This is a genomic window from Pelagibius sp. (assembly GCF_965249265.1).
GTDB lineage: Bacteria > Pseudomonadota > Alphaproteobacteria > Kiloniellales > Kiloniellaceae > Pelagibius.
The window spans coordinates 379,201-405,019 of the sequence record NZ_OZ252224.1 but is presented as its reverse complement, the minus strand read 5'-3'; the positions used below and the strand labels follow the sequence as shown (position 1 = coordinate 405,019).

Genomic DNA, 25,819 nt, shown 5'->3' with positions numbered 1-25,819 from the left:
TCAAAGCCTCACACCCCGAACTCAGACCGACCGACCGCGATGGCCGTCTATACCGAAGTTTCAGCCGAAGACCTTGCCAGCTTCGTGGCGGACTACGACCTGGGTGAGTTGCTGTCCTTCAAGGGCATCGCCGAGGGGGTGGAGAACTCCAACTATCTGCTGCAGGCGGAAAAAGGCAGTTTCATTCTGACCCTCTATGAAAAGCGGGTGGCGGAAGAGGACCTGCCGTTCTTCCTCGGCCTGATGGAGCACCTGGCCGGGCGGGGCATCAGCTGCCCCGTACCCCTGCACGCCGCCGACGGCAAGGCCCTGCGCCGGCTCTGCGGGCGGCCTGCCGCCCTGATTTCCTTTCTGGAGGGCCTCTCCCCCCGGCGCGTTCAGACCTTCCACTGCTCTGGCCTGGGCGCCGCCCTCGCCCGTATGCATCTGGCCGGCGCGGACTACGCGCTGCGCCGCGAGAACGCCCTGTCGGTCACCGGCTGGCGCCCGCTGCTGGAGGCCTGCGCGGAGCGCGCCGACGAAGTGCGGCCGGGCCTGGCCGAAGCGCTGGAGCGTGAACTGGCGCATCTGGAATCGAGCTGGCCGGAGGATCTGCCCGCCGGGGTCATTCATGCCGATCTGTTCCCGGACAACGTCTTTTTCCGCCAGGAAAACCTGACCGGCATCATCGATTTCTATTTCGCCTGCAACGACTTCTTCGCCTACGACCTGGCCGTCTGCCTCAACGCCTGGTGTTTCGAGCAGGACAATGCCTTCAACGTGACCAAGGCACGGATGCTGCTGCAGGCCTACTCCCGCGAGCGGGCCTTCTCAGAGGCGGAGCTGAAGGCCCTGCCGCTCTTCGCCCGCGGATCGGCCCTGCGCTTTCTGCTGACCCGTCTCTACGACTGGCTGCATCACCCGGAGGGGGCCTTCGTAAAGCCGAAAGATCCGTTGGAATACTGGCGCAAGCTGCAGTTTCACCAGGACGTCCGCGGGCCCGGCGCCTACGGCCTGGACCTGTAAAACAAACATGATTTTCGAGCCTGTATGAACGAACAGACCGACAGCATCGAGATTTTCACCGACGGCGCCTGCTCGGGCAACCCGGGGCCCGGCGGCTGGGGGGCGCTGCTGCGCTTCAAGGGAACCGAGAAAGAACTCTGCGGCGGCGAGGCGGGCACCACCAACAACCGCATGGAGATGCTGGCGGCGATTATGGCGCTGGAGGCGCTGAAGCGCCCCTCCCTGGTCGACCTGCACACCGACAGCACCTACCTGCGCGACGGCATCACCAAGTGGATCCACGGCTGGAAACGCAACGGCTGGAAGACCGCCGCCAAGAAGCCGGTGAAGAACGTCGATCTCTGGCAGCGCCTCGAGCAGGCCCTCGACCCCCACGAGGTGCGCTGGCACTGGGTAAAAGGCCACGCCGGCCACCCGGAGAACGAGCGCGCCGACGAACTGGCCCGCGCCGGCCTGGAACAGGCGCGCTAGGCCGGCTCTATCAATGCCTTGGCCATCTTCTTCGCGCTGGCAACCGCTGCGTCACCGCAGAGCGGCCAGCTCTGCGTGAGCCCCTCAAGGATGATCGTCAGCTCGACGTCGTGATCGGGTCTGCCGATGGCCGCCGCGGCGCGCTCGGCCACCTCGGCCTTGTGCCGTTTAAGCAGGGCCCGCAGCCGCCGGTCCTGCGGCGCCGCGGCGACGGCGGCATGAAACAGGCAGCCGTGCGAGGCTTCCCGGGCCATCCAGGTCGCGACCCGGTCGATAACGGCCGAAAGCGCCAGGTCGCCATCCTCGGGCAGATCGTGAAAGACCTGCTCGATATAGCGCCGGTGCCGGTGTTCCAGCGCAGCATGAACCATTTCCTCGCGCGACGGCGTGTACTTGTACAGCGTGCGCAGGCTGACGCCCGCCGCATCCCTGAGCGTCTCCACACTCGGCGCCGCGAAGCCTTTCTGCGCGAAGGCCCTTTCGAGACCGGCGGCGATCTTGGTCATCGTGTCCGTCATCCTTGACCGTGTAGAGTAAACCCTCTACCTCAACAAGTAGAGCAGTCATTCTACCGAGGAACGGGCATGACACTCCCCAAAACGATGCAGGGCATGATCCTGACGGGACATGGCGGCCTTGAGAAACTGGTTTGGCGAGAGGACCTGCCCGTCCCCTGCCCCGCCGCGGGCGAAGTGCTGATCAGGGTCGGGGCCTCGGCGGTGAACAACACCGACATCAACACGCGCAGCGGCTGGTACTCCAAAAGCGTGCGCGGCGGCACGGCTTCCGGCGCATCGGCAGGCTACGGTGCGGCGGCGGACAAGGATGGCGGCTGGGCCGGCAACGCTTTGAGCTTCCCGCGTATCCAGGGGGCGGACTGCTGCGGTGAAATCGTCGCCCTGGGCAAGGGGGTCCCCGGCGACCGGATCGGCGAGCGCGTGCTGGTCCGCGCGCTGCAATCCCCGGCCTCCTCGGACGCCGGGCCGTCAACGGCGACCTTCGGATCGGAGAGCGACGGCGCCTTTGCCGCGTACGCGACCACGGCATCGGAAGATGCTGTCGCCATACGTTCAGACCTCTCCGATATCGAACTTGCCTCCTTTCCCTGCGCCTTTTCCACGGCTGAGGGAATGATTCAGCGGGCCGGTCTGGGCGCCGAGCGCGTTCTTGTCACCGGCGCCTCCGGCGGCGTCGGCTCCGCCGCAATCCAACTGGCAAAACGCCGCGGCGCCCGGGTGACCGCTGTGACCACAGCGGCAAAGGCGGCGGATCTGCTGAGCCTCGGCGCCGATGAAACGCTCGATCGCAATGACCCTTTTCCCGAACGCGCCTTCGATGTCGTTTTGGACCTGGTCGGCGGGCCGCGCTGGACCGAACTGGTCGACGCCCTGCGCAATGGCGCACGCTACGTGACTTCCGGTGCGATTGCCGGCCCCATTGTCGAGCTTGATCTGCGCACCCTCTACCTGCGCGACCTCTCGCTGCTCGGCAGCACCCATCAACCGGCGACCATATTCACCGATCTTGTAGGCTATATCGAAACAGGGGAAATCCGGCCGGTGGTGGCGGAGACCTATCCGCTGCGCGACCTCCATGCAGCTCAGGAAGCCTTCTTGACCAAATCCCACATCGGCAAGATCGGCATTCACGTCGCCGCGTGAGGGGCTCAGAATTGGGGCTCAGCGATCAAACATCAGGTCATGACTTTCAAACGCGACCGGATGTACTTGGCGGCCGACCGGAAGTGGCTCGGGCCTGCGGCTTCGGCCCAGCGGCCCGGCGTCCAGTTGTTGTTCGCCCCCTTCATGGGCCCGCCATAGAGTTCTTCGTTCGAGCAACGCTGTAGCAGGCGCAGCAGCCTCCCATGGTTCTTGCGCAACATGGCCAGGGCTTCATCCCAATCGATGTCCGCCTGCTGCGCCCTAAGGTCCGCGTTGTAACGCTTCAGTTCATTCCACTTGTAGCCTTCAGCCGGAAAGTGCACAGGTTTGCCAGCCAGCCCATCCCTGTACCAGCCGAGAAACAAGTCAATCCAGTGTGCGCGATGGGCAATGATGTCCTTAACGGACGTGTCTTCATCGTCCTTGATCAAGGCTGAGGGCGGGTCAACTTGACTCGTCAGCTTTTCGAGTTTCCCGAATTCCTTCTTGGAAACAGCGAGCAGTTCGTCTTTGTTCTGTGCAGCCATAGCGGAGCCACCTCCCGCCCCGACACTGCGGCTTGACGGCAGCCAGCGCCTTAACCTAGATCAACGACTGCTGGAGCCCTTCACACTGCTTTTTGATTCTTTTGGACCGCCGTGGAACAGCCTACGAATTGCCGAGGTCGTTACAGCCGGATGGGCTTGACCTCATATTCCGGCGAATCGGTGGGGCCATAAAACCTGCTCAGGCAGGTGCCCTAAGGGTGATCGATTGGTGCGCCCAGTTTTCCGCGATGGCGGCATGATGCGTGACCAGCACAATGGCGATGCCTTGATCTTTTGTAATCTCCGACAGCAGCTCGAGCGTTTGACGCTGTGTGATAGGGTCCAGTCGGCTGGTCGGCTCATCGGCAAGCAGAACCGCCGGCCCAACGGTAAGCGCGCGGGCAACCGAAATCCGTTGCAACTCTCCGCCCGATACCGCGTCCGGGCGCCGCTTCAGCATGTCGGGATAAAGGTTCAAGGCAGTCAAATACTCCGTGACGCGATCCCAAGCGACGCCATGCAGGCGGGCGATATCTCGCAGGCTTCGCTCCAACGACACGTGCGGTGGAAAAGCGGCAGGCGGATCCTGGTAAAGCTTTTGCACCGCGTGCCGCCCCAGGCCTGCGGCCCGCTGAACGCTTCCCTGCGCTGGCGCAATCAAGCCTGCAAGCGTGTCGAGAAGCGTGGTCTTGCCGATGCCGCTGGGGCCCGTGACAGCGACCCGTTCCCCCGCGCGCAGAGACAGATCGAAGCCCTCGATCAGCACCCGCTCTCCCCGGGTGACGGCCAGATCCTTGGCGGTGAGGACGATAGCGCCGTCGGTTGGGTTCTCGGATTTCGGCCAAGCTTCCGGATCTGCCGCCAAAAGATCGCGCGTGTAGGGCGCTTGCGGTTTCGCCAAAACGTGACGGGTCTGGCCTTCCTCGATCACGCGGCCATCGCGCAACACAGTGATGTCACCGCCGAGCGCGCGTGCCACCGCAACTTCGTGCGTGATCACCAAGAGCGCTCCGCCATCCTCAGGCACTTGGGCGAGCAAACCAACCACGCGGGCATGGCGTTCCGCATCCAATCCCTTCGTCGGCTCGTCGGCCAACAGGATCGGAGCCTGGCCTGCCGTTGCGGCGGCAAAGGCGACACGCTGAGCCATGCCGCCCGACAGCGCAGCGGGCAGGCGCCGCTCTGCACCCTGAAGGCCCAGAGTCTCAAAATCACGAGCACATGCCTTCCGCGCGCCCTCTAGCGGCAAACCGGCGACATAACGGTGAGCCTCAGTCACCTGCGGCCCGGCCCGCATCAAGGGGTCAAGCGCCCGCCACGGCTCTTGAGGAAGCGTCGCAATCTCGCGCCCCCAGAGCGCGGAGCGCTCGGCCGGTCCGAGGGTATCGACCCGGCGGCCATTGATCGTAATGCTGCCTTCCGCACGCAGGCCTTTGGGCAGTATGCCAAGGATTGCCTGCGCGGCGAGGCTCTTGCCCGCGCCGGTTTCGCCCATGATGGCCAGCGTTTCACCCGCCGCAACCCGGAAACTCACCGGGCCCAGAAGTCTGGTGGCGCCGAAAAACACCGAGAGCGCATCAACAGCGATGCTTGGCGTGTCACTACTGGGCGTGTCACTAACAGTCATGGCCGGCGCATTCCGCCAACACTGAGGTGGAGCGCGAGGACGGTAATCACAAGACAGGCGACGGGCTGCAGAATCAAGAAGGGTGCTTCGCGCCAATAGGGCAGAAGCTCGGTCATCATCACGCCCCACTCGGCGGTGGGCGGGCGCACGCCCACACTGACGAAGCCAAGCGCGGCGACGGCCGTGACCGCGGTTGCGGCACCGAAGGCTGCAATCGTCAGCAGGCCGGGGCCGATTTCCGGCAGAAGGTGGCGGCGAATGATAAGAGCCGGCGTCAGACCCAAGAGACGCGACGCTTCCACAGCCGGCTCCGCCATCACGATCCGCGCGCGCTGGCGGGTGTAGCGAAAGTACTCCACCCAAAGGGTCAGCGAGATGCCCGCATAGAGAGCCCACCATGACCCCGGAGAGATTGCCGCGAGCATCAACACCAACAAGAGCCCGGGAAGGGCAAGGACCGCGTCGGCGAAACTGGTCAACAGCCGGTCGGTCCAGCCTCCGTACCAGGCAGCAGCGATCCCCAGCAAGGTTCCCGGCAGCCCGGCCGTCAGCACCGACAGCACGGCAAGCGAAAGCGAAAGCTGCGCACCCGACAGCAGGCGGGCTGCCATGTCCCGGCCCAGATGGTCGGTGCCCAGAAGATTCGCGGCGCTTGGCGGTTGCCGCGCGTCCAGCAGCGACTGTTTGGCCGGGTCCTGGCCCACAAGGTCCGGCCCGGCAACGGCGCACAAGGCCAGAAGTGCGAGAAGCGTGAAGCCAAGTCCCCGAGCGGGTCTGATCCGCGGCCAGGCGCGGCGGGGCCGGGGCATGGCGCCGGTCTGCGTTTGATCCGTCATGCGGAGCGTGTCCTTGGATCGATGCCACGGCAGGCGAGGTCGATGACAAGGTTGAGCGCCACATAGATCAGGCCGAGTGTGAGAGCGGTCCCCTGAACCATGGCGACATCACGGGCAAAGATTGCATGGACAAGGGCGTGACCGATGCCGGGCCAGGCAAAGACGGTCTCGACGATGACGACGCCTTCGATCAGGTAGGCCATCTGCACACCGACATAGGTGACGACGGGCAGCGAGGCATTGCGCAGGACGTGGCGCAGAACGGAGAGGCGCGCCGAAAGCCCCTTTGTGCGGGCGAACAGCTGCCACTCCGCAGCCATTGCGTCGGCCACCGCATCGCGCACCACACGGTTCGAAACGGCGGCAAGGCCCAGGCCGAGGGTCAAGGACGGCAGCACCAGATGCTCAGGTCCACGAAAGCCGGCCACGGGAAAGAGCTTCAGTTGCACGGCAAAGGCCAGAACCAAAACGACGCCAAGCGCGAAGGCGGGGATCGCCCGCACGAAAATCGAAATCGCCAGGGTCACCCTGTCCACCAAGCCGCCGGGCTTCAGGCCAGCCGCGATCCCGACGGGCACCGCGATAAGAAGCGAGGCAATGACCGCGCCAGCGGCGAGAAGCAGCGAATACCCAAGCTGCACGCTGATCTCGTCGATGACCGGGGAACCGTAGACAAGAGACCGGCCGAGGTCGAACTGCGCCAAGGCGCCGAGCCAATCAAAAAGCTGTACAATCCAGTGCCGGTCAAGACCCAGTTCCACCCGAACCGCCTCTGCCGCAGCGGCATCCATCATATCGTAGCCATAGCGGCCAGCCGCGATCCGGTAAGCCGCATCGCCAGGCAGCGCCTGCATCATGGCGAAGCTCACGATGCCCACAATGAAGGCGACGATGAAAGCCTGCAGCGCGCGCTGGGCAAGGATCGTAAGAAAAGGCCGGGCAGTCGTCATTCCGACCAGGAGACCTTGCTCAGACCATAACTGCGTTGCAGCGGATCGATGACCACCCCCTGCAATCCGGAGGCGACGGCAACCGTGTGCTGATACCAGACAATCGGGATCACCGGCAGTTCGTCGTGGAGGATGCGGGCCACCTTGGCAATGTCCTTGGACCGGAGCGCCTGGTCGCCTGTTGCAGAAATGGCGGTCAGGGCGTCAGCCACCTCTGTGTTTTCCCATCCCATGGCGCCCCAGTCACCGCCACCGGGGCCGAAATCCTGCAAGACCGTGCCGATCGGGTCCGGCGTCAGTGCGTAGTTACGCGCATAGAGGGCGACGTGCAGCGTACCGTCCTGATGGCCGGCCGGAATCTCGGAGTAGCTGGCGACACTCACCTGCAGTTCCACGCCGATCTCGCGCCACTGGTCCTGAAGCGCCGCCGCCATCAGCGGGAGTTCGGGCCGGTCGGGGAAAGTGCGCAGCAGGATGGAAAAGCGCTCGCCATCCTTTACCAGGATACCGTCGTCGCCCGCCGTCCAACCAAGCTCGGCAAGCAGACCCTTCGCCGCCTCCACGTCATAGCCAAGGCGCGGCAGTGAGGGGGCATGCCAGCCACTGAGCGCCGGCGGGAAGAGTTGACCGGCCGCCGCTTCCGGGAAGCGGGTGATGGCGGTCGCAATGCCATCGCGATTGATTGCAAGGCTCAACGCCTGACGCGCGCGGGGATCGCTGAAGAACCGATGCGCGGCATTGACCTTGAGGGTCACGACACGCGGGATCGGCACCGCGAGGGTCTTGACGCTGTCCACGTTCTCCAGGCGCGCAAAGCCCGAAGGATCGAGGGTGAATACCATGTCCGCGTCACCGCTCTCGGCCAGCAACGCCCGGGTCTCGGCGCGCCCTGCCGCGAGGTAGCTGGCTGCCGGGATCTTCGGCGCGGCGCCCCAATAGGAGTCGTTACGAAGGAGATCGATGCTCTGCGGTGGCGTGAAACGCTCGACCTTGAAAGGCCCTGTTCCGATCAAGGCGCTGGGTTGGCCGTCCGCATCGAGCGCGCTGGGCGCCTGGATGATGGTCGTCGCATGGGCCAGGATTGCAGGCAAGGCCGCAAAAGGCCTTTCCAGAGTGAAGACAACAGCGTCCCCCTTGGCCGAAACCCCGGTCACCGGGGCCTTGGCCAAGACACCGGGCTTTTGCCAGGACCGCGTCAGGGACTGCGCTGCGGCAGCAGAATCAAATGCGGTGCCATCGTGGAAGGTCACGCCGTCGCGCAGTTGAAACGTCCAGGTCAGCCCATCATCCGAAGCGGACCAGGAGGTCGCGAGACCGGGTTGAAGGGCACCGGTTTCATCGGCATCCACCAGGTTTTCCATGATTTCGAGCGCCTGGATTGCGAAACCGGAAACGGCGGTATCGAAGCTTGAAACCTCCCAGGGTGATGCAATGGTGACACGCGACTTTTCCTCGGCGAGGCTGGGCAGGGGAAGAAACAAAGCGGAAAAGAAAATGGCCGCGCATAAACGTCGGATCATTCTGGGCCTCCCAATTATGCCTGATTCGCCGAGTTAACCGGGCGGCGATAATGATATAACGTTACATTTGAAGTCAAGGCGCTGATGAGTATTCTGGCGGGGGATTTTTGGGCACGCCGGACCAAACGATCCTTTAAGCCTCACACCAACGCCCCCGGACTTCGTTTCGATGATCTTCGTCTCAAGGGTCCTCGTTTCGGGGGTCCTCGTTTCGGGGGTCCTCGTTTCGGGGGCGAGTTCGACAAGGCAGCATCGCGCTTCTTACAACCCGGCGCTTTGCCGAACCGAAACCGCTCCGGTATAACCCAGGCATGAACATTTATGGCCTCGACCACATCGTGCTTTGCGTCCGCAGCGTCGAGGCGACGCTTGAGTTCTATCAGCGCGTCCTGGGTCTGGAGGCACGCGAGGAACGGGCCGGTAAGTGGTCGCTTCATTTCGGATCGAGCAAGATCAGCATCCAGGATGCGGGCACCCTGCCCGCACTCGCCGAGAGAACGGTACCGGGCAGCGGCAATTTCTGCGTCCTGACCGAGCTGCCGATTGAGGACGTGGTCGCCCGGCTGCAGTCTAACGGCGTGGAGATCGTCGAAGGGCCTGCCGAGAAAGCAGGCGCGGTCGGAAAGCTGATGTCGGTCTACTTCCGCGATCCCGATGCCAACCTCGTCGAAGTCAGCCGGAGGATTTCCTGATGCAGCAAGCGCGTGCATGAGGCGTTACGGAAAAGAACCGCAGGCACCATTAGATGACCTCTTTGCTTTCAGGCAGGCTGCGGGCCGCTAACTATAGGGCGATAGTGACATGACACTATGGAAAGCGACATGCAGGTGCGGACAACTCAGTGCATGCTGCGAGGGCGAACCGGTGCGGGTGTCGGTTTGCCATTGTCTTGAATGCCAGAAACGCAGCGGCAGCGCTTTCGCCACTCAGGCACGCTGGCCGGATGAACAGGTGACCATTTCCGGAGACTCAGCGGTATGGGAACGGGTTGCCGACAGCGGTCATCGCGTGACATACCGGTTTTGTCCCGTTTGTGGATCCACACTTGCCTATGTCATTGAGGGGTGGCCGGGTGTGACCGCCATACCCGTCGGCGCTTTCGCCGATCCGGACTTTCCAAAACCCCGCTTTTCCGTCTATGAGAACAGAAAACACGCCTGGACGGAGGTTCTCGGAGAAGAGGTCGAGCACTCGTCTGGCTTCAGTGTTCCGCAAACATAAGGCGGACACCTGGGCGCAAAGCGAGGTTGCTTCGATATCTCTCGGTGTCCGTCACGGGACCGATGCGATGGCATTTGGGCTGTTGCAATCAACCGGTCCCAACTCCAGAAGTCCACTATCCGTCAGCGCCCATCAAAAACGAGGGACTTGCGATGGTACTTCCTGAACCTCCTCTGAAGGGGGCCTGCCTTTGTGGATCGGTGCAGGTCACCGTGACTGCATCACCGCTTCTGACTTTGGCGTGCCATTGCCGTGACTGCCAGAAACTCTGCGCGAGCGCGTATTCACTGACCACCATGGTCCCGAGTGACGCATTTTTCTGCACAGGCGAACTGATCAAGGGTGGTCTCGGTTCAAGCGGGCGAACCCATTACTTTTGCAGATCATGCCTGAATTTCGTCTTCTCTCAGATTGACGGAGCCGGTCAGCGGATCAATCTGCGCACATCGGTGCTCAACGAGGCTGCATCGCTCGAGCCCTTCGTTGAGTTGATGACAGACGAAAAAATGCCCTGGGCAAGCGTTCCCGCCGTTCACAGTTTTACGCGATATCCGGAGTCTTTCGAAGAGCTGCAGGCCCTTATGGACGCCTACGCCGAGCGATGATTCTGGCGCCAGGGCTCGGATGATTTCAGCGAACCGACACTTCGCCATGTCGAAAGCGGTCGATAGCATTGAACGATACGAACAGCGGCACGGCGGACGATTCTGCCTCTGCCTGCTAAGGTAGCCGGAGCGGAGGGTTAGAAAGGTAAACACTTGCGAAAATCCGTCTTGCTGCTCGATGGCCCTATAGGGGTGGGAAAAACCAGCCTGGGACAGGCAGCGGCATCTCAGTTGGCCTTCGGCTTTGTTGATGGTGACGATCACTCGGCGCCGGGGCACTGGCTGCGATCAATTCTGCAAACCAGCCGGAGCATCGTTTCCGCGAGCGAGGAATGTTTGAGAGCCTACCCAGCCGTGATCGTCGCCTATCCACTGCGTTGCACGAACTGGCTCTTTTTCCACGAAACATTCAAACGAATGGACATAAAGTGCCGCTGTATCGGCCTGATCGCCGATATCACGGCGATCTCGGCAAGGAAGCCGGCGCTCAGCGCGGCAGAGATTGCCCGCAGTGCCGAGATGATCGCAGAAGGCTACGGCAAGCGAGCTTTCAATGATTTCACTGTCCGCACGGACGAAGCCAGTTTCGAAGAAACGTGTCGTCGACTTATGCAAAAAGCCCAACAGGCTCTGAACGGCAACTAAGGACTCAAACCGGCCTTTCGCCACAGATCCAACGAAGGGCCGCTTTTGGCGGAAAACCGTCACGCCGCGAAAGTCCGCTCCAGCCGGCGCACCGCTTCTTCCACCCGCGACCTGGGCGTCGCCAGGTTGAAGCGCAGCCAGCCTTCGCCGCCCTTGCCGAAGGTCGGGCCGTAGTTCGCGGCGATGCGGGCCTCCTTTGACATCCGCCGTTCGATTTCCGCCTGTTCCAATCCCAGCGCCGAAACATCGACCCAGGCGAGGTAGGTCGCCTGCAGCGCCATGGAGCGCAGGCCGGGAATCTGTGCGATGGCGTCATCGAAGAAACGCCGGTTGCCGTCGAGATAGACCAGCAGCGCCTCCAGCCAGTCAGCGCCGCCGCGATAAGCTGCCGTGGTCATCAGCATGCCCATGTGCACGGGGCTGAGGCCGGCCCCGGCCTGGGCCTTGCGGTAACGGCTGCGCAGTCCTTCGTTTTCGATGATCACACTGCCGGTCATGCCGCCGGCAAGGTTGAAGGTTTTGGACGCCGCCGCGCAGATCACCATGCGGTTGCGGTGGTCCGGCGCCGCCAGCGGCGTGACCACATGCTGGTGGCCGGGGTAGACCAGATCGTGATGGACCTCGTCGCATATCAGAATCAGATCGTGGCGCGCGCAGAAGGCGGCGAGATCGCGCAGCTCCGCCGCCGTCCAGACCCGGCCGCCGGGGTTGTGCGGCGAACAGAGGATGACGATACGCTCGGAACCGTCCAGGGCGGCGCCGAGCGCCTCCAGATCCATGACGTAGCGCCCCTCGACCTCCTGCAGTTCGCTCTCGACCAGGCGCCTGTCGTTGGCGGAGATGACACGTTCGAAGGCGTGATAGACGGGTGAGAAAACGATCACCCCGTCGCCTTTTTCCGAGAAAGCCTGGATACAGAGCCCGAGCCCGGAAACCAGACCATGGGCGACGGTGATCCACTCCGGATCCACGGCCCAGCCGTGGCGCTGCTGCAGCCAGTCGATGGCGGCGTCTTTATAGGCGGTGGCGGGACCGTGATAGCCGTAAATCCCACGCTCCAGCGCCTCCGCCAGAGCCTGCTGGACCGAGGGCGGCGCCCTGAAGTCCATATCGGCGACCCACATGGAAAGGCCGTCGGCCGGATCGACCCCGTAAAGCGGCTCTATCAGGTCCCACTTGGCGCAGTCCGTCCCGCGCCGGTCGATAACCTCATCAAAGTCAAAGACCTGCCCGGGCCTTACCCCGCCGTTGTCGTCCTGACCTTCGTTTTCCTGCCCCTTGCCGACCCCATCGGCGAATCCATCATGCAAAACCCCATACTCCCAGCGATACGCATTGCTAACCCCATAACCCTTGTTGGGTGTATCACAAAGCGCGCCGGCTTTGGCGACCAATCGCGGCCAGGGCTTCCGGCCTGTGCTGTCAGCGGCAGCGAAAGCAGGCGCAGGCGATGATGCCGGAGTCATCGCGGCCTAAGTATTTCGCTCAGCACCGCCATCACCGGATCGACGTTCCCGAAGTAGTCGCCGGAAGAGAGCGCAACGGGCAGGTCGACGGGAATATAGGGCCGGCGGTCCAGCGGCGAGGAGTCTTGCCAGTAGAGGGAAGAGACGCTGAACCTCAGCCCGGAATGGGGCAGCTCGACAGAGGTCGTCTCGCCGGTGAAGTTGGGCTTGGAACTGGTCTCCTCACCAACGAAAACCGCCTCCGTCATCCGCTCCAGCTGATTGACAAGGTTCTGGGCGGCCGAGAAGGTGTTCCGGCCGGTAATCACAAAGACCCTGTTCTCGCTCGACGCTTCCTCGTGAACTATGGCAAGCCGAACCAAGGGCAGGTTCAGACCGTTGTTTCCGCCGCCGTTGTGCCTCAGATCGATGATCAGGTGCCGTCGTTCCTGCCGCGACAGTTCGGACTTCAGCCGACCGGTAAAGTCGGCAAGGGATTCCTCCGGCGCGTCGCGAACGCGGTTCACCTGGACATAGAACGCATCAAGCGCCGGCAGGGCCTCGAACCAATAATGCTTCTCCGGATCGCGCAACCACAGCGGAACCGCCTCTGCCGGACCGGGCGGTGCGCCCAGGCTCCTCCGCCAGCGCGATTCTCCCGGCGCAATCGAAAGGCTTCGCCGGCCACCCTCTTGGTCCGCCACCGTCAAGGCGATCTCCCCGGCATCGTCGGCGCGACCGAGATGGACCAGGAGGTCCGCCAGTGTGAGCGCTTTCGGCCCGATCCAACGCAGGCCCTGGTCGTTGTCGCGGCTGATATAGGGCGCCAGCGCGGCCAGCAGGTTCATCGGCGGCTGGCCTGCGAGCGAATCCAGTCTCGCACCGACCAGAGGGCGCAGATGATCGGCGGCGTCGGTTACGAAGATGCCGTCGGAGAACTGGTAAAACTCAAGAGGCAGCGTTCGGAGCCGCACAGACCCACCGGGCGGCAGGGCAAGCACAGAGTGGCCATCCCCCAGCATGGCCAGAAGCCGCTGGATTTCGAAGGCGATGCCGACGTCGCTCAGTGTGGGCACGGCTTCCTTCAGCTGATCGACCGCTGCGGCGAAAGACGACGATCCGGAGGTCGAGCCGGGCGCGGCGTGCAGGCGGCGTACTTCCGCCAGGAAGAAATCGAGATCGGCATTCCAGCGCGCTTGGCGGGTCGTAGCCGGCTGTGCGATCCCGGCGAGGGATTGAAAGCGTGGGCTCTCGGCCAGGCCGGCAAACGCAGGATCGCTCTTGATCGCCGCCTGGTCCTCGAAATCCGCACCCAGCGCCCGCTCCAGCCAGGCCAGAGCGCCTTCGTCCTGCCCCGACAGGGCCATGGCCTGGGCCAGCCGATAAGCGGTCGGCGCCTCCGGACCGAAGCCCATCTCCAGCGCCCGGACCACCAGCCCAAAGGCCTTCGCTTGGTCTCCGGTCTCGACCAGACAGCGCGCATAGCGCAGGAGCTGCTCGCCGTTGCCGGGATGGGCTTGCGTCAACGGTGCGTAGAGCGGGGCAGCGGCGGCGAAATCCCCCGCAAGATAAAGACTGTCCGCTCTTTCCTTAAGGCGGAAGTAGTCTGCCGGCGCCAACGCCTCGGCAGCGGCACCGACGGCCATCGCCACCCAGGCCACCAGGGCGATCAAGATCGCATAGACCAGGGAACCCAGGCCACGCTGCCGATGGCGACCCGCCTTAAGCCAATGTCCGGCGATGGATTGCAGCGCTGTCATCACAAGGGCCCCGGTTCACCCGGAACTACAGCAAACATCCATCGCTAACGGCAAGCAACATCTCTGCGGAAATGCCGTTGCAAGCCGGAAAACGCAAAACGGCGGCCCGCTTTCGGGGCCGCCGTCGCGTCATTCGCTGTGCGCCGCCTTACAGCGCGGCGAGCATCGCTTCGGCGCTGGAAACCTCGAAAGCCCCCGGCTCTTCGATGTTCAGCGTGGTCACCTTGCCGTCGTCGACGATCATGGCGAAGCGCTGGGCGCGGGTGCCCATGCCGAAGCCGCTGGCGTCGAAGTCCAGACCCAGGGCCTTGGCAACGTCGCCGTTGCCGTCGGCCAGCATCAGCACCGAATCGCCCACCGACTGATCCTTGCCCCAGGCATCCATGACGAAGGCATCGTTCACCGACATGCAGGCGATGGTATCGACGCCCTTGGCCTTCAGGTCGCCGGCGTGCTGCACGAAGCCGGGCAGATGCTTGGCCGAGCAGGTCGGCGTGAAGGCGCCGGGAAGAGAGAAGAGAACCACTTTCTTGCCGCCGAAAAGCTCGTCGGTCGAAAGCTCCTGCATGCCGTCCGCAGTCATGTGCTTGAAGGATCCGCTCGGAATGCTGTCGCCAACCTTGATCGTCATCGTGAGATTTCCCCTGAATTGATGCCCGCCGGTCCCGGCTTGCGACAGGAATGCCTGGGCTGGATGTGTCAAATCTGTGCGGCGCCGGAGAGCCCGGCGCTGACCCTGAAGATAGGCCGGGAAGGACCGCTTTCCAAGGGGTGGCGCGTTTTCTGCCCCCGGCCCTAGTCTCCCGGCCCTAGTCTCCCGGCCCTAGTCTCCCGGCCCTAGTCTCCCGGCCCTAGTCTCCCGGCCCTAGTATCCCGCCCCTAGTCTCCCGGGGGCCGTGGCGTCAGGACCCGCCTTCTGTCGTTGCCGTCTCGGCAATGGCCGGCGCCGCTGCCTCGCTGATGGCCGCCATCACCGCATCGGTTGTCAGGAGCTCCGGCAGCGCAATGCCCTGAGGCGCGCCCGGCCCGTAAACCGCATTGAAGGGAATGCCGTAGCGCTGGAAGCTTGCCAGATAGGCCGAAATCGCGTCGCTCGGCAGGGTCCAGTCGCCGCGCATCTGGACGATGTCGTCGCCCGCCAGCCGCTCCGTGACCGTATCGGTCTCGAGCACAAGCTTCTTGTTCACCTGGCAGGTGATGCACCAGTCGGCGGTGACATCGACGAAGACGACCTGACCGTCCCGCACCAACGCGCCGATGGCCGCCGTGTCCAGGGCCCGCCAGGCACTTTCAAGGGCAGCATCGCTGCGCAGCGCGCTCTCCGTGCGCAGGCCGGCGGGCAAGGCCAGAGCCGCCAGCGCCAGAACCACCGCCGCCGCCGGGGTCGCCAGACGCTGCTTCGGCATCAGGTTCGGCCCGGCCCAGAGCACCAGACCCAGGCCGAATAGCAGGCCGCCGGCAATCAAGGCCGCCACCATGCCGACCTGGACCGCCAGAACGCTCAGCAACCAGACCGCCGTTCCCGCCAGCAGCAGACCGAGAACCCGCCGCAGGGTGATCATCCACTGCCCGGGCCGCGGCAGCCAGGACGCCAGGCCGGGCGCCGCTGCGACCAGCAGGTAAGGCAAGGCGAGACCGATCCCCAAGGCGGTGAAAATGAGGTAGATCTCCCAGGCGCCGCGCGACAGGGCGAAGCCGACGGAGGTGCCGAGGAAAGGCGCCGAGCAGGGCGTTGCCAGCAGGGTCGCGAGGGCACCGGTGCCGAAGTTGCCGAGCAGACCTCTGTCCGGCCCGCCAGCGCCGAGATTACCGATGAAGGAAGGCAGCGGCACCTCGAAGAAGCCCATGAGGTTATAGGCAAATAGCGCCATCACCAGGGCCATGGCGCTGAGGAAAATCGGTTGCTGGAACTGGATGCCCCAACCGACCGCCATGCCGGCAGACTTCAAGGCCACCGCCGCCGAGGCGAGCACCAGGAAGGAAAACAGGATACCCGCCGCCGAAGCCAGGAAGCTGGCGCGGATCTGGCGGCGTTCGCGCCCGCCCTGCTCGGCGATGGACAGCAGCTTGATGGAGAGCACCGGCAGCACACAAGGCATCAGATTGAGAATAAGGCCGCCCAAAAGCGCCAGACCGAGAATGCCCAGCAAGGCGAGCGGGGCCAGGCCCTCCGGCTCCGGCAGCTCTGCAAATCGTGCGATATTGGCCTGTTCCAGGCCGCGCAGGCCGTCGGTGACCGTAAGGGTGAGCTGCTTGCCTTCCAGCACCTGGTTTTCCTGAGCGCCCGAAGCCGCAACACGGATCTCGGCGAGCAAGCCGCCCTCTGAAAGGGTCACCTCCGGCTTGGCGAAGGAAAAGCCCGGCGGGCCCTCGACCAGAAGGTCGGGTTCTGAAAAGGGCGTCTCGGAGCGTGCGGTCACCGTGAGTACCGGCGCTTCCAGGCTGCCGGTCAGAACCGCCGTCTCGATACTGAGGCCACGCTCTGCGCCCTGCCCCGGCACCTGGCGGCTGAAGCTTTCGATCAGGAAGGCCTCCGGCGAGCGGCTTTCGGGGCCGGCCGGCAGGTCGAGGCTGAGGTTCGCCTGATAGGGAATGCAGATCTCTTCGCAGATCAGGTAGTCGACAGCGGCGGTCAGCGACAACGCCTCGCCGGGGTTTTCAACACGCGCCTCTATGGGCAGCACGACCCGGTCGCCGTAGCCGAAGGTCTCCAGACCAAAAAGCGAAAAACGATGCGGCACCGGCCAGGCGATCTCGCCGGAGGCCAGGTTGCGCGACCCCGCCCAATCGATCGCCGGCGGGAAACCCGCGTCACCCGGGCTGCGCCAGTAGATCTTCCAGCCGGGCTGGAGATCGAATTCGAGGCCGAGCTTCACCGTCTCCGCCGCGGCGGCATTGCCGGCCGCCAGCAGGCGCACCTTGACCTGCTCCTCCACCGCCCAGTCGCTGGCCGCCGCCAGCGCATCGCCGGGCGTCTGCGCAAGCCCGGCCAGGGCCGCAAGAGCGAAGGCAAATCGCCTTATTCCTCGATACTTGGACGGCATTGGCAGGCGTTGTCCTTGTGTCTGCGCAGCGGGCCCGAACAGGCCGACAAAAAAGCGCCACATTGACCTGGGCATATAGACGGGTAACGTCATAATATCCAGGGGTCACAAGGCCGCACTCACAATATCGTGTGCCCCGACCGGCTCAAGCGCACCGCCAGGTTGTGAGCCAAATATAGTAACGCGGCGGCACAAAAGACTTGTGACCGATCAGCAACAGCTTAAATTCTGCAGAGGATCGACAGGGTACCGAGTTTTCGATGGCGAAGGAGGGCCCGCCGTGTTCCGTCGCTCAGGGGTTCCAATCGCGCGTTAAAGTTGGGCGGGCACCTGGCGATCTTTCGTCCCTTTTGTTTATGGTTCGTTGGTAACAGATGGATAAGCAGGAATTCCTCACCGGTCAGTTGTTGATCGCCATGCCCGGCATGCGCGATGCCCGTTTTGCCCGCAGCGTCATCTACATCTGCGCCCATCATCCCGACGGCGCCATGGGCCTTGTCATCAATCGGCTGGTCGGCGCGATCACCTTCCCGGACCTGCTGGCGCAGTTGGGTATCGAGCCGGTGAAGGTGAATGAGGAGATTCGCGTCCACTTCGGCGGACCGGTGGAGTCCGGCCGCGGTTTCGTCCTCCATTCCGGCGAATACCAGCAGGACTCGACGCTTCAGGTGAACGATTCCGTCGCCCTGACCGCGACCACCGACATCCTGCGCGACATCGCCGGCGGGGCCGGCCCCCGGCGGCGGCTGCTGGCGCTGGGCTATGCCGGCTGGGGGCCCGGCCAGCTCGACACGGAAATCCAGGCAAACGGCTGGCTGAACGTCGCGCCGGACGAGGATCTGGTCTTCGACGCCGATCTCGACAACAAGTGGGAACGGGCAATCGGCAAGCTGGGGATCGATATCTCCATGCTCTCCGGCGACGCCGGCCACGCCTGAAAGCATTTCCCTCTTTTTAAAGAGATGGGTTAGAGCCGCGGATCGTCGCGCAGCATTTCGAACAGCAGATGGTCCTGCCACTTGCCGTTGATGCGCAGGTACTGGCGGGCATAGCCTTCCTGGCGGAAACCGGCTTTTCCCAGGAGCGCCTGACTGGCGTCGTTGTGCGGCAGGCAGGCGGCTTCGATGCGGTGCAGGCCCAACTCCTCAAAGGCGAATTCCACCACCGCCGCCACCGCCTCGGTCATGTAGCCCTGCTTGGCAAAGCGCTCACCGATCCAGTAGCCCATGCTCGCCGCCTGGGCGACGCCGCGGCGCACGTTGGAAAGGGTGACGCCGCCCATCAGCGCGCTGTCTTCCAGGCGGAACACCAGAAAGCTGAAGCCGGTGCCGCGCCGCCATTCCTGGCTATAGGCCTTCAGCCGGCGGCGAAAGGCGCCCCGGGCCAGGGCATCGTGCGGCCAGGTCGGCTCCCAGGGCACGAGAAAGCTGCGGCTTTCCTCGCGCAGCTCGGCCCAGGCCTTCCAGTCCGCCATGCGCGGCGGGAAGAGGTAGACCCGCGGCCCCTCAAGCCGGACCGAAAGGGGGCCGTCGCCGCGGAAAACCGTAAAAAGCATCGCGCGGCAGCCTCAGGAAAGACGCGCAGCGATCCGCTCCGCGCTCTCCAGATGCGACAGGGGGCCGATCGCGGTGACCGTCGGCGGCGAGGCCAGCAGCTTTGCGGCGATGCGCTTCAGGTCGGCGATCGTCACCGCATCGATCTTTGCCAAGACCTCCGGCACCGGAACCTCGCGGCCATAGATCAACATCTGCTGGGCCAGTTGTTCGGCCCGTGACGAACTGCTCTCCCGGCTCATCAGCAGGGAGGCGCGCACCTGCGCCCGGGCGCGGTCCAGTTCCTCGTCGCCCATTGCCCCGGTCAGCTTTGTCAGTTCGTCGCAGACCACGGGCAGCAGTTCCGCCACCTCCCGCTCGCCGGTTCCGGCGTAGATGCCGAAAACGCCGCCGTCAAGAAAGGCCGAGTGAAAGGAATAGATCGAATAGACCAGGCCGCGCTTTTCGCGCACCTCCTGAAACAGCCGCGAGGACATGCCGCCGCCGAACAGCATCGACAGCAGCGAAAGGCCGTAATAGTCGTCATCCAGATAACCCGGCGCATCGAAGCCCAGAAGCAGGTGAACCTGCTCCAGATCGCGCTCCTCACGCCGGTCGCCGCCGCGGTAGGCCGCTGGATCGGTCGCGCCGTTGGTGATGAAAGAGGACTCTCCAAAAGCCGCGCTCACCTGCTCGACGAAGCGTGCATGGTCCACGTCGCCGGCTGCCGCCAGCACCATCTGGGCCGGACCGTAGTGGCTTTGCATGTAGTCGCGCAGAACCGCGCTGCTGAGACAGGACACCGTTGCCGACTCGCCCAGAACCGGACGGCCGATGGCCTGGGCCGGATAGGCGGTCTCCTGAAAATAGTCGAAGACGATATCGTCGGGCGTGTCGTTGGCCTGGCCGATTTCCTGCAGCACCACGGCGCGTTCGCGCTCCAACTCATCCTCCAGAAAGGTCGGGTGCTGGAGAATGTCGGCGACGATGTCGAGGGCGAGGTCGGCGTCTTCGGAGAGAACCTTGGCGTAGAAGGCGGTGTTCTCGCGGCTGGTGTAAGCGTTGAGATGCCCGCCGACGGCTTCGATCTGCTCGGCGATATCCCGGGCCGAGCGCCGCTCCGTCCCCTTGAACGCCATGTGTTCCAGCAGGTGGGCGATGCCGTTCACCTCCGGGGTTTCATGGCGGGTGCCGGCACCGACCCAGGCCCCCAGCGAGACGGTCGCCGTGCCCGGCATGACATCGCTGGCGACGGTCAGGCCCGAAGGCAGGCGGGTGACCTCCACGCTCATGCAGCACCTCTTGCGTCGGCCGGCGGGCGGTTGCCGGAGATGTAATTTTGAAGAGCCGAGAGATCGTTGGGCAGCACGGTGCAACGCTCTTCGCGTTCATAGAGGTCGGCCAGGCGCGGCGGCAGATCCGGGTGAACGCCGGCGGCCTTCTCCACCGCCGCCGGGAACTTCGCCGGATGGGCGCAGGCCAGCGCCACCACCACATCGACGTCGTCGCGAACGGCCGCCGCCGCCGCCGCGGTGCCGATGGCGGAATGAGGGTCCAGCAGTTCGCCGCTGGTCCGGTACCGCGCCGCGATCTCCGCCATGGTCTCCTCATCGCTGAGGCGGTGGCAGTCGAAGAGGCGGCGCAGACGCTGCAACTGTTCCGGCGTCACCTCGAAGCGCCCGGCTTCGCGGAAGCCCGTCAGGGTCGCGCTCACCTTGTCGCCGTCGCGGTCCAGCACATCGAACAGCAGACGCTCGAAGTTCGAGGAAACCTGAATGTCCATGGAGGGCGAGATCGTCGGATTGACCGGCGCCATCTCCATGCTGCCGCTGTTGAAGAAGCGGGTCAGGATGTCGTTGCTGTTGGAGCCGACGATCAACTGACTGACCGGCAGGCCCATGCGCCCGGCGGCATAGGCTGCGTAGATGTTGCCGAAGTTGCCGGTCGGCACGGCAAAGGCGATGGCCCGGTCCGGCGCGCCCAGTGCCACGGCGGCGACGAAGTAATAGACGATCTGGGCCATGATGCGCGCCCAGTTGATCGAGTTCACGGCGGAGAGGTTCATGGCATCGCGGAAGTCCATGTCATTGAACATGGCCTTCACCTGATCCTGGCAGTCGTCGAAGGTGCCCTCCAGCGCGATGTTATGGACGTTGGCGGAAAGGATCGTGGTCATCTGCCGGCGCTGTACCTCTGATGTACGGCCCTTGGGATGCAGCATGAAGATGTCGATCTGGTCGCGGTCACGGCAGGCCTCGATGGCGGCGGAACCGGTATCGCCCGATGTGGCGCCGATCACCGTCACCCGCTCGCCGCGCTGACGCAACACATGGTCGAAGAGGTGCCCCAGAAGCTGCAGGGCATAGTCCTTGAAGGCCAGGGTCGGCCCGTGAAACAGTTCCATCAGCCAGGTGCGCTCGTCGAGCTGCTTCAGCGGCGCTACCGCCCGGTGGTCGAAGCTGCTGTAGGTCTCTTCGAGAATGCGGCGCAGATCGGCCTCGGCGATGCTGTCGCCGACGAAGGGCTTGATCACCGCAAAGGCGACCTCGGCGTAGGGTTTCCCGGCCAGGGCGCGGATCTCCGCCGGCGAGAAGCTGGGCCAGCTTTCCGGCAGATAGAGGCCGCCATCGCGCGCCAATCCGGTCAGCAGGACTTCGTCAAAGGAGAGCGTCGGGGCCTTGCCCCGGGTGGAGAGATAACGCATCGCAATGGCCCCGAAAGTGACCGCCCGGCCCGAGATAGCCCGCCGCGGAACCCGTCAATCTAGACACAAGGGACAGCGCGCCGCAACCCGAAGTCTCACGGGAATCCGTAGCATTTCAGCGGTTTTCAGGGGGCCTGGGGGAGCCGCACCGCGAACATGAGATCCAGAAACGTTTCCTCAAACAGAAGGCCCGCCTCTCGGCGGGCCTTTTTTCACCTCCAGGTGTTCCGGCCTAGATGGGGTTGCCGGAGGCGTCCATGCCACCGCCACCGCCGGGATCGCGGCCACCATCGTCGTCACCGCTGGAGTCATCGCGGCCCCGGTCGCGGCCACCGTCATCGCGCTGGTCTTCCATGGCGGGAGCGATCCGCACCGTCCGGTCGTCACAGGTAACGGCATGGCTGTCGAAGGCCGAGACCACCTCGTTCGGCGCCACCACCCGCACCTTGAAGGCCTGGTTACGCAGGCCCTGGGGGTCGTAAGGCTCGAAGGATGGACCAGTGCCAAACAACCGTTCGAAGAAATCCGGTTCATGCTCGTCCGACAGGTTTTCCGGATGGTTGAAAACCACGATCGAGACATCGGCTTCGGTCTCTTCACTCTTGGCCAAAGCCAGTTTGTGGCTCACCTGGGCCGTGAAGAGGCCGCTTTCGGCCGTCATTGCCTGAGCCTTGAAAACCTGGGACTCGCGGCCGTCCTGGGTCACGATCTGATACGACAGCGTGCCCGGCGCCTGGGCGCCGACCCGGACATTGATCTCAAAAGCCCGGGGGCAGGCGCCGGCCATGTTTATGGGAACGACATCCAAACGCGCCGTCACCGCCCGAAACACATCGCTGCGCGCCGCAAGCACGGCGGCCACGTCGGACAGCAAACCATCGGGGGACACCAAACCATCGGGAGACAGCAAACCATCGGGCGCGCTCTGCTGCGCGGCGGCAAGACCGGAACCAACACCGAGCGCAACAGCCGAAACCATAAGCCCTCTGGAAAACTGCTTCTTGAACACAGGTTTTCTCCCTCTGCAGCACTCGTTCAACTGACCATGGGTCGTGAGCAGGTGCCGGGGAGTTCAAAGCTGGGTTGATTTCTTTTCCGCCTCCCATCGTCTTTGGTTAACCAAAGATTAAGAGGCGGGCTTTGGCTTGGTTACTGTTCCGGTTCTGAACAGCGCCAACAATCACCTTTGCTGTGATGATGCGAGAGAAACGGAAGGTCCGCGCCCGGGGAAGGTTGGGCGGCGGACCTTCGCGGTAACTCAAACACGCTGTCAGTTGGGACCACCGGCGGTGCCGCCAGAGGGATCGCCGCGACCGCCGCGGCCACCCGGATCACGGTCGCCGGGATCGCGGCCACCACGGTCACGATCGCCGGGATCGCGCTGATCCTCCATAGCAACCGGAATGATCGGTGTCGTCCGCTGTTCTTCACAGCTTACCGAGTGGCTGTCGAAGGCCGAAACCACTTCGTTCGGCGCCACCACCTTCACCTTGAAGGCCTGATTGCGCAAACCCTGGGGGTCATAGCCGTCGGCGGCCGGCCCGGTGCCGAAGAGCCGCTCGAAGAAGTCCGGCTCGCGGATCGGCTTCGCTTCCTCGGGCTGGTCGAAAACGATGATCGACGCATCCGCATCGGTCTGCTCGCTCTGCCCAAAGGCCAGCTTGTGACTTGCCTTGGCGGCGAAAAGGCCGTCTTCCGTAGCGGACGCCTGTGCTTCAAACACCTGCGACGCGCGACCATCCTGCGTCACGATCTGATAAGAAAGCTTGCCCGGCGACTGGGCGCCGACCTTGATGTTGAAGGCGAAGGCCTGCGGGCAGGAGCCGGCCATATTGACCGATACGACATCGAGGTTGGCCGTGGTGGCCTGGAAGACATCACTGCGTGCGGCGAGTACGGCGGCGACGTCGCCGATCAGGCCGTTGTCGGTGGACGGGCTCGACTGGGCGGCGGCGACGCCGGAACCAATCGCCCCAGAACCAATCGCCAGGGCGATGGCTGAAACCATCAGACCCTTGGTAATCTGTTCCTTGAACATGGGCTCTCTCCATTTTTCACCAATTGTTCGAATGACCATTGGTCGGGGAGAGCTTGGTAAAAGTTCAAATGCCAGATAGTTTTTCTGAGTAGGATAGTCTTGTTAAAAACCAAATAGTTAGAGCCTGTCGTCATGGTTAATGACGGGCTCCGCTGTTTGGTTTGCTTATTGAGGCCCCTAATACTGCCTTGTGTTGTTGGGCGCGTTGGCCCCTTTCATACGTTGCTGTCGGAACTGAAGGCAGACTGACTTGTGGTCACACCTCTGGCGCCCCGGCCCCATCCGTCCCATGGCTATCGCGCACCGTCTCCAGACAGCGGGCCATGAGGGTGAGATAGTATTCACGGTCCTGGGTGACGGCTTCTTTTTCCGCCTGGGCGATGCGCTCGAAGAGGTAGGCCGCCAGGGCATAATCGTTTGTGGGATAGACGCCGGAGCCGGTGAGATCCTGCACCAGGCTGACGGCGCTCTCCGCCGCTTTGGCGCCCATGCGGCCGATGCCGCCGCCAAGTCCGCCGATTGCCATACGCCGCCTCCTTGCGTGACCCAAACACCTCAAGGCTCATGTGGCCGCTAACGGCGCAAGGTTCAACGGGAGCCGCAGGGTTTCGGTGAGCGGGAAACCGAGTTCCCCCTCACCCTCCCGCCAACGCGGCCCCCTCCCTCTCCCGCGAGGGAGAGGGCGACGTCCGCCCAAGCGGAAGAGGAAAAGGGAAGCTGACCGAACTCTGCTTCTAGGGAAGATAGCGGGCCTTCAGATGGGCCTTGAAGATCTCAGGGTTCAGAGCTTCGCCGCTCGCCCGCTCCAGAATCGCTTCGAAACCGGCGGAGGATGCCTGGGCGTGGACGTGTTCACGCAGCCAGCTCATCAGCGGCGCGAAGTCGCCGCGGCCCAGGGCTTCGGGGATCTCCGGACGCGCCCGCTTGGCGGCGGCGAAGAGCTGCGCCGCCGTCATCGCCCCCAGGGTGTAGGTCGGGAAATAGCCCCAGGCGCCGTCGTACCAGTGGATGTCCTGCAGGCAGCCGCGGCGGTCGTCCGGCGGGGCGATGCCCAGAAGGTCCTTGAGGCCCCTGTTCCACTCATCGGGCAGGGCCGCCAGTTCCATCTCCCCGGCGATCAGCGCTTTTTCCAGGCGGTAGCGCAGGATGACGTGGGCGGGGTAGGTCACCTCGTCCGCGTCGACGCGGATAAAATCGGGCTTCACCAGATTGTAGTGGCGCAGCAGGTTGTCGGCCTCCCAGGCCGGACCGCTGCCGCCAAAAGCTTCGCGGGCAAGCGGCGCCAGGAAGGCAACGAACTCAGCGGAGCGGCAGGCCTGCATCTCCACCATCAGCGACTGGCTCTCGTGCATCGCCATGCCGCGCGCTTCCCCGACCGGCTGCAGGCGCCAATCCTGCGGCAGGCCGCGCTCGTACATGGCATGGCCGGTTTCGTGCAGCACGCCCATAAGGGCGGTCATGAAATCGTCCTCGTCGTAGCGCGTGGTGATGCGCACGTCGTCGGGCACCCCGCCGCAGAAGGGATGCAGCGAAACATCGAGGCGGCCATGGTCGAAGTCGAAGCCGACGGCGGCCATCATCTTGCGGCCCAAGGCCTCCTGCTGCGCCGAGGGAAACGGCCCTTCCAAGGGCAGAGCCGGCGGCAGCGCCGACTGGCGCGTCAGCACCGCGTCGAGAAAGCCGGGTAGAAAATCAGCCAGATCGGCGAAGACGGCATCGATGCGTTGCGAGGAGCCGCCGGGCTCGTATTCGTCGAGCAAGGCATCGTAGAGCGAGCAGTCGAGGCGTTCGGCCTTCGCGGCAGCGGCTTGGCGCGTCAGGTTCAGCACCTCGGTCATGGCCGGCAGGACGGCGGCGAAGTCGGATTTCGGCCGCGCTTCGCGCCAGACCATTTCGCAGCGTTTGCAGGCCTTGGACAGCGCTTCGACAAGATCGCTGTCCAGCGCCGTGGCGTGGAGCCAGCGCCGCCGCATCTCCGTCAGGTTGGCCTGTGCCCAGTCGCCGAGGCCCGAGGCCTCCGCCGAGGCCTGGTCGAAGAGATCGTCCATCACCGGGTCGGTCAGGGTTTCATGGCAGACCACACTGAGTGTCGCCAACTGCTCGGTCCGCGCCTCCGCCCCGCCCGAGGGCATCACCGTCGACATGTCCCAGGAAAGGATGCCCGCCGCCTCCTGCAGGGCATGCAGGCGCTTGAATTTCCGGGAAAGCTGGTCGTAGGCGGTCATGCC

At 64.0% G+C, this 25,819-nt stretch carries 25 protein-coding genes; 8 read left to right on the top strand and 17 right to left on the bottom strand.

The features are described 5' to 3' along the window. The first annotated feature begins 39 nt into the window (after positions 1-39). Positions 40-1,005, top strand: a complete 966-nt coding sequence (locus ACP146_RS02015; protein WP_422365097.1) for a homoserine kinase — start codon at positions 40-42, stop codon at positions 1,003-1,005. Positions 1,006-1,029: 24 nt separating this feature from the next. Continuing rightward, positions 1,030-1,476 carry a ribonuclease HI gene (rnhA, locus tag ACP146_RS02010; protein ID WP_422365096.1) on the top strand — a complete coding sequence of 149 codons (447 nt, stop codon included), beginning with the start codon at positions 1,030-1,032 and terminating at the stop codon, positions 1,474-1,476. Here the strand turns inward: rnhA and ACP146_RS02005 are convergent. Beyond that, on the bottom strand, positions 1,473-1,982 hold the full coding sequence (locus ACP146_RS02005; RefSeq protein ID WP_422365095.1) for a TetR/AcrR family transcriptional regulator: 510 nt from the start codon (positions 1,980-1,982) through the stop codon (positions 1,473-1,475). The genes rnhA and ACP146_RS02005 overlap by 4 nt on opposite strands. Positions 1,983-2,060: 78 nt before the next feature. Between ACP146_RS02005 and ACP146_RS02000 the strand changes: the two genes are divergently transcribed. Then, positions 2,061-3,137, top strand: a complete 1,077-nt coding sequence (locus tag ACP146_RS02000; protein ID WP_422365094.1) for an alcohol dehydrogenase family protein — start codon at positions 2,061-2,063, stop codon at positions 3,135-3,137. A 32-nt stretch (positions 3,138-3,169) separates the two neighbouring features. Here ACP146_RS02000 and ACP146_RS01995 read toward each other — a convergent pair whose 3' ends face one another. The 5 genes from ACP146_RS01995 to ACP146_RS01975 all read right to left on the bottom strand — a co-directional run bounded on the left by ACP146_RS01995 (position 3,170) and on the right by ACP146_RS01975 (position 8,597). Then, entirely contained in the window at positions 3,170-3,664 is a 495-nt protein-coding gene (locus tag ACP146_RS01995; RefSeq protein WP_422365093.1) for a ClbS/DfsB family four-helix bundle protein, read from the bottom strand. A gap of 199 nt (positions 3,665-3,863) precedes the next feature. Then, a complete protein-coding gene (locus tag ACP146_RS01990; RefSeq protein ID WP_422365092.1) occupies positions 3,864-5,231 on the bottom strand; it encodes an ABC transporter ATP-binding protein in 1,368 nt (455 codons plus the stop codon). A 56-nt stretch (positions 5,232-5,287) separates the two neighbouring features. Continuing rightward, positions 5,288-6,127 carry an ABC transporter permease gene (locus tag ACP146_RS01985; protein WP_422365091.1) on the bottom strand — a complete coding sequence of 280 codons (840 nt, stop codon included), beginning with the start codon at positions 6,125-6,127 and terminating at the stop codon, positions 5,288-5,290. Next, positions 6,124-7,077, bottom strand: coding sequence for an ABC transporter permease (locus ACP146_RS01980; protein ID WP_422365090.1), 954 nt, complete (start codon positions 7,075-7,077; stop codon positions 6,124-6,126). Before ACP146_RS01980 ends, ACP146_RS01985 begins: the two co-directional genes overlap by 4 nt. Continuing rightward, positions 7,074-8,597, bottom strand: a complete 1,524-nt coding sequence (locus tag ACP146_RS01975) for an ABC transporter substrate-binding protein (RefSeq protein WP_422365089.1) — start codon at positions 8,595-8,597, stop codon at positions 7,074-7,076. The genes ACP146_RS01980 and ACP146_RS01975 overlap by 4 nt, the downstream gene beginning before the upstream one ends. A 311-nt stretch (positions 8,598-8,908) precedes the next feature. Here ACP146_RS01975 and ACP146_RS01970 point away from each other — a divergent pair, with 311 nt between their 5' ends. The 4 genes from ACP146_RS01970 (at position 8,909) to ACP146_RS01955 (ending at position 11,068) form a co-directional block, all read left to right on the top strand. After that, positions 8,909-9,289, top strand: a complete 381-nt coding sequence (locus tag ACP146_RS01970) for a VOC family protein (protein WP_422365088.1) — start codon at positions 8,909-8,911, stop codon at positions 9,287-9,289. A gap of 109 nt (positions 9,290-9,398) precedes the next feature. Further along, on the top strand, positions 9,399-9,818 hold the full coding sequence (locus ACP146_RS01965; RefSeq protein WP_422365087.1) for a GFA family protein: 420 nt from the start codon (positions 9,399-9,401) through the stop codon (positions 9,816-9,818). Between the two features lie 152 nt (positions 9,819-9,970). Further along, positions 9,971-10,423: a GFA family protein gene (locus ACP146_RS01960; protein ID WP_422365086.1), complete on the top strand. Its 453-nt coding sequence runs from the start codon at positions 9,971-9,973 to the stop codon at positions 10,421-10,423. A 168-nt stretch (positions 10,424-10,591) separates the two neighbouring features. Further along, positions 10,592-11,068, top strand: coding sequence for a hypothetical protein (locus ACP146_RS01955; protein ID WP_422365085.1), 477 nt, complete (start codon positions 10,592-10,594; stop codon positions 11,066-11,068). A gap of 59 nt (positions 11,069-11,127) precedes the next feature. Here the strand turns inward: ACP146_RS01955 and ACP146_RS01950 are convergent, their stop codons facing one another. From ACP146_RS01950 to ACP146_RS01935, 4 genes are all read right to left on the bottom strand, one after another. Further along, positions 11,128-12,378 (bottom strand): MalY/PatB family protein, encoded by a 1,251-nt coding sequence (locus tag ACP146_RS01950; RefSeq protein ID WP_422365084.1) that lies wholly within the window; start codon positions 12,376-12,378, stop codon positions 11,128-11,130. A gap of 152 nt (positions 12,379-12,530) precedes the next feature. Then, positions 12,531-14,273 carry a tetratricopeptide repeat protein gene (locus ACP146_RS01945; RefSeq protein ID WP_422365083.1) on the bottom strand — a complete coding sequence of 581 codons (1,743 nt, stop codon included), beginning with the start codon at positions 14,271-14,273 and terminating at the stop codon, positions 12,531-12,533. A gap of 148 nt (positions 14,274-14,421) precedes the next feature. Beyond that, complete coding sequence (locus ACP146_RS01940; protein ID WP_422365082.1) at positions 14,422-14,904, bottom strand: peroxiredoxin; 483 nt, start codon at positions 14,902-14,904, stop codon at positions 14,422-14,424. Between the two features lie 271 nt (positions 14,905-15,175). Further along, a complete protein-coding gene (locus ACP146_RS01935) occupies positions 15,176-17,317 on the bottom strand; it encodes a protein-disulfide reductase DsbD family protein (protein WP_422365081.1) in 2,142 nt (713 codons plus the stop codon). Positions 17,318-17,691: 374 nt separating this feature from the next. Between ACP146_RS01935 and ACP146_RS01930 the strand changes: the two genes are divergently transcribed. Continuing rightward, a complete protein-coding gene (locus ACP146_RS01930) occupies positions 17,692-18,255 on the top strand; it encodes a YqgE/AlgH family protein (protein ID WP_422365080.1) in 564 nt (187 codons plus the stop codon). Between the two features lie 29 nt (positions 18,256-18,284). Here ACP146_RS01930 and ACP146_RS01925 read toward each other — a convergent pair whose 3' ends face one another. From ACP146_RS01925 to ACP146_RS01895, 7 genes are all read right to left on the bottom strand, one after another. Then, a complete protein-coding gene (locus tag ACP146_RS01925) occupies positions 18,285-18,872 on the bottom strand; it encodes a GNAT family N-acetyltransferase (protein WP_422365079.1) in 588 nt (195 codons plus the stop codon). A 12-nt stretch (positions 18,873-18,884) separates the two neighbouring features. Next, positions 18,885-20,141 carry a M16 family metallopeptidase gene (locus ACP146_RS01920; RefSeq protein ID WP_422365078.1) on the bottom strand — a complete coding sequence of 419 codons (1,257 nt, stop codon included), beginning with the start codon at positions 20,139-20,141 and terminating at the stop codon, positions 18,885-18,887. Continuing rightward, positions 20,138-21,553, bottom strand: coding sequence for a threonine synthase (thrC, locus tag ACP146_RS01915; protein WP_422365077.1), 1,416 nt, complete (start codon positions 21,551-21,553; stop codon positions 20,138-20,140). The genes ACP146_RS01920 and thrC overlap by 4 nt, the downstream gene beginning before the upstream one ends. Positions 21,554-21,785: 232 nt before the next feature. Then, a complete protein-coding gene (locus ACP146_RS01910; protein WP_422365076.1) occupies positions 21,786-22,532 on the bottom strand; it encodes a hypothetical protein in 747 nt (248 codons plus the stop codon). A 291-nt stretch (positions 22,533-22,823) separates the two neighbouring features. Next, entirely contained in the window at positions 22,824-23,591 is a 768-nt protein-coding gene (locus ACP146_RS01905) for a hypothetical protein (RefSeq protein ID WP_422365075.1), read from the bottom strand. 256 nt (positions 23,592-23,847) lie between these two features. After that, positions 23,848-24,117: a hypothetical protein gene (locus tag ACP146_RS01900; RefSeq protein ID WP_422365074.1), complete on the bottom strand. Its 270-nt coding sequence runs from the start codon at positions 24,115-24,117 to the stop codon at positions 23,848-23,850. A gap of 208 nt (positions 24,118-24,325) precedes the next feature. Beyond that, positions 24,326-25,816 carry a carboxypeptidase M32 gene (locus tag ACP146_RS01895; RefSeq protein ID WP_422365073.1) on the bottom strand — a complete coding sequence of 497 codons (1,491 nt, stop codon included), beginning with the start codon at positions 25,814-25,816 and terminating at the stop codon, positions 24,326-24,328. Positions 25,817-25,819: the final 3 nt, after the last annotated feature.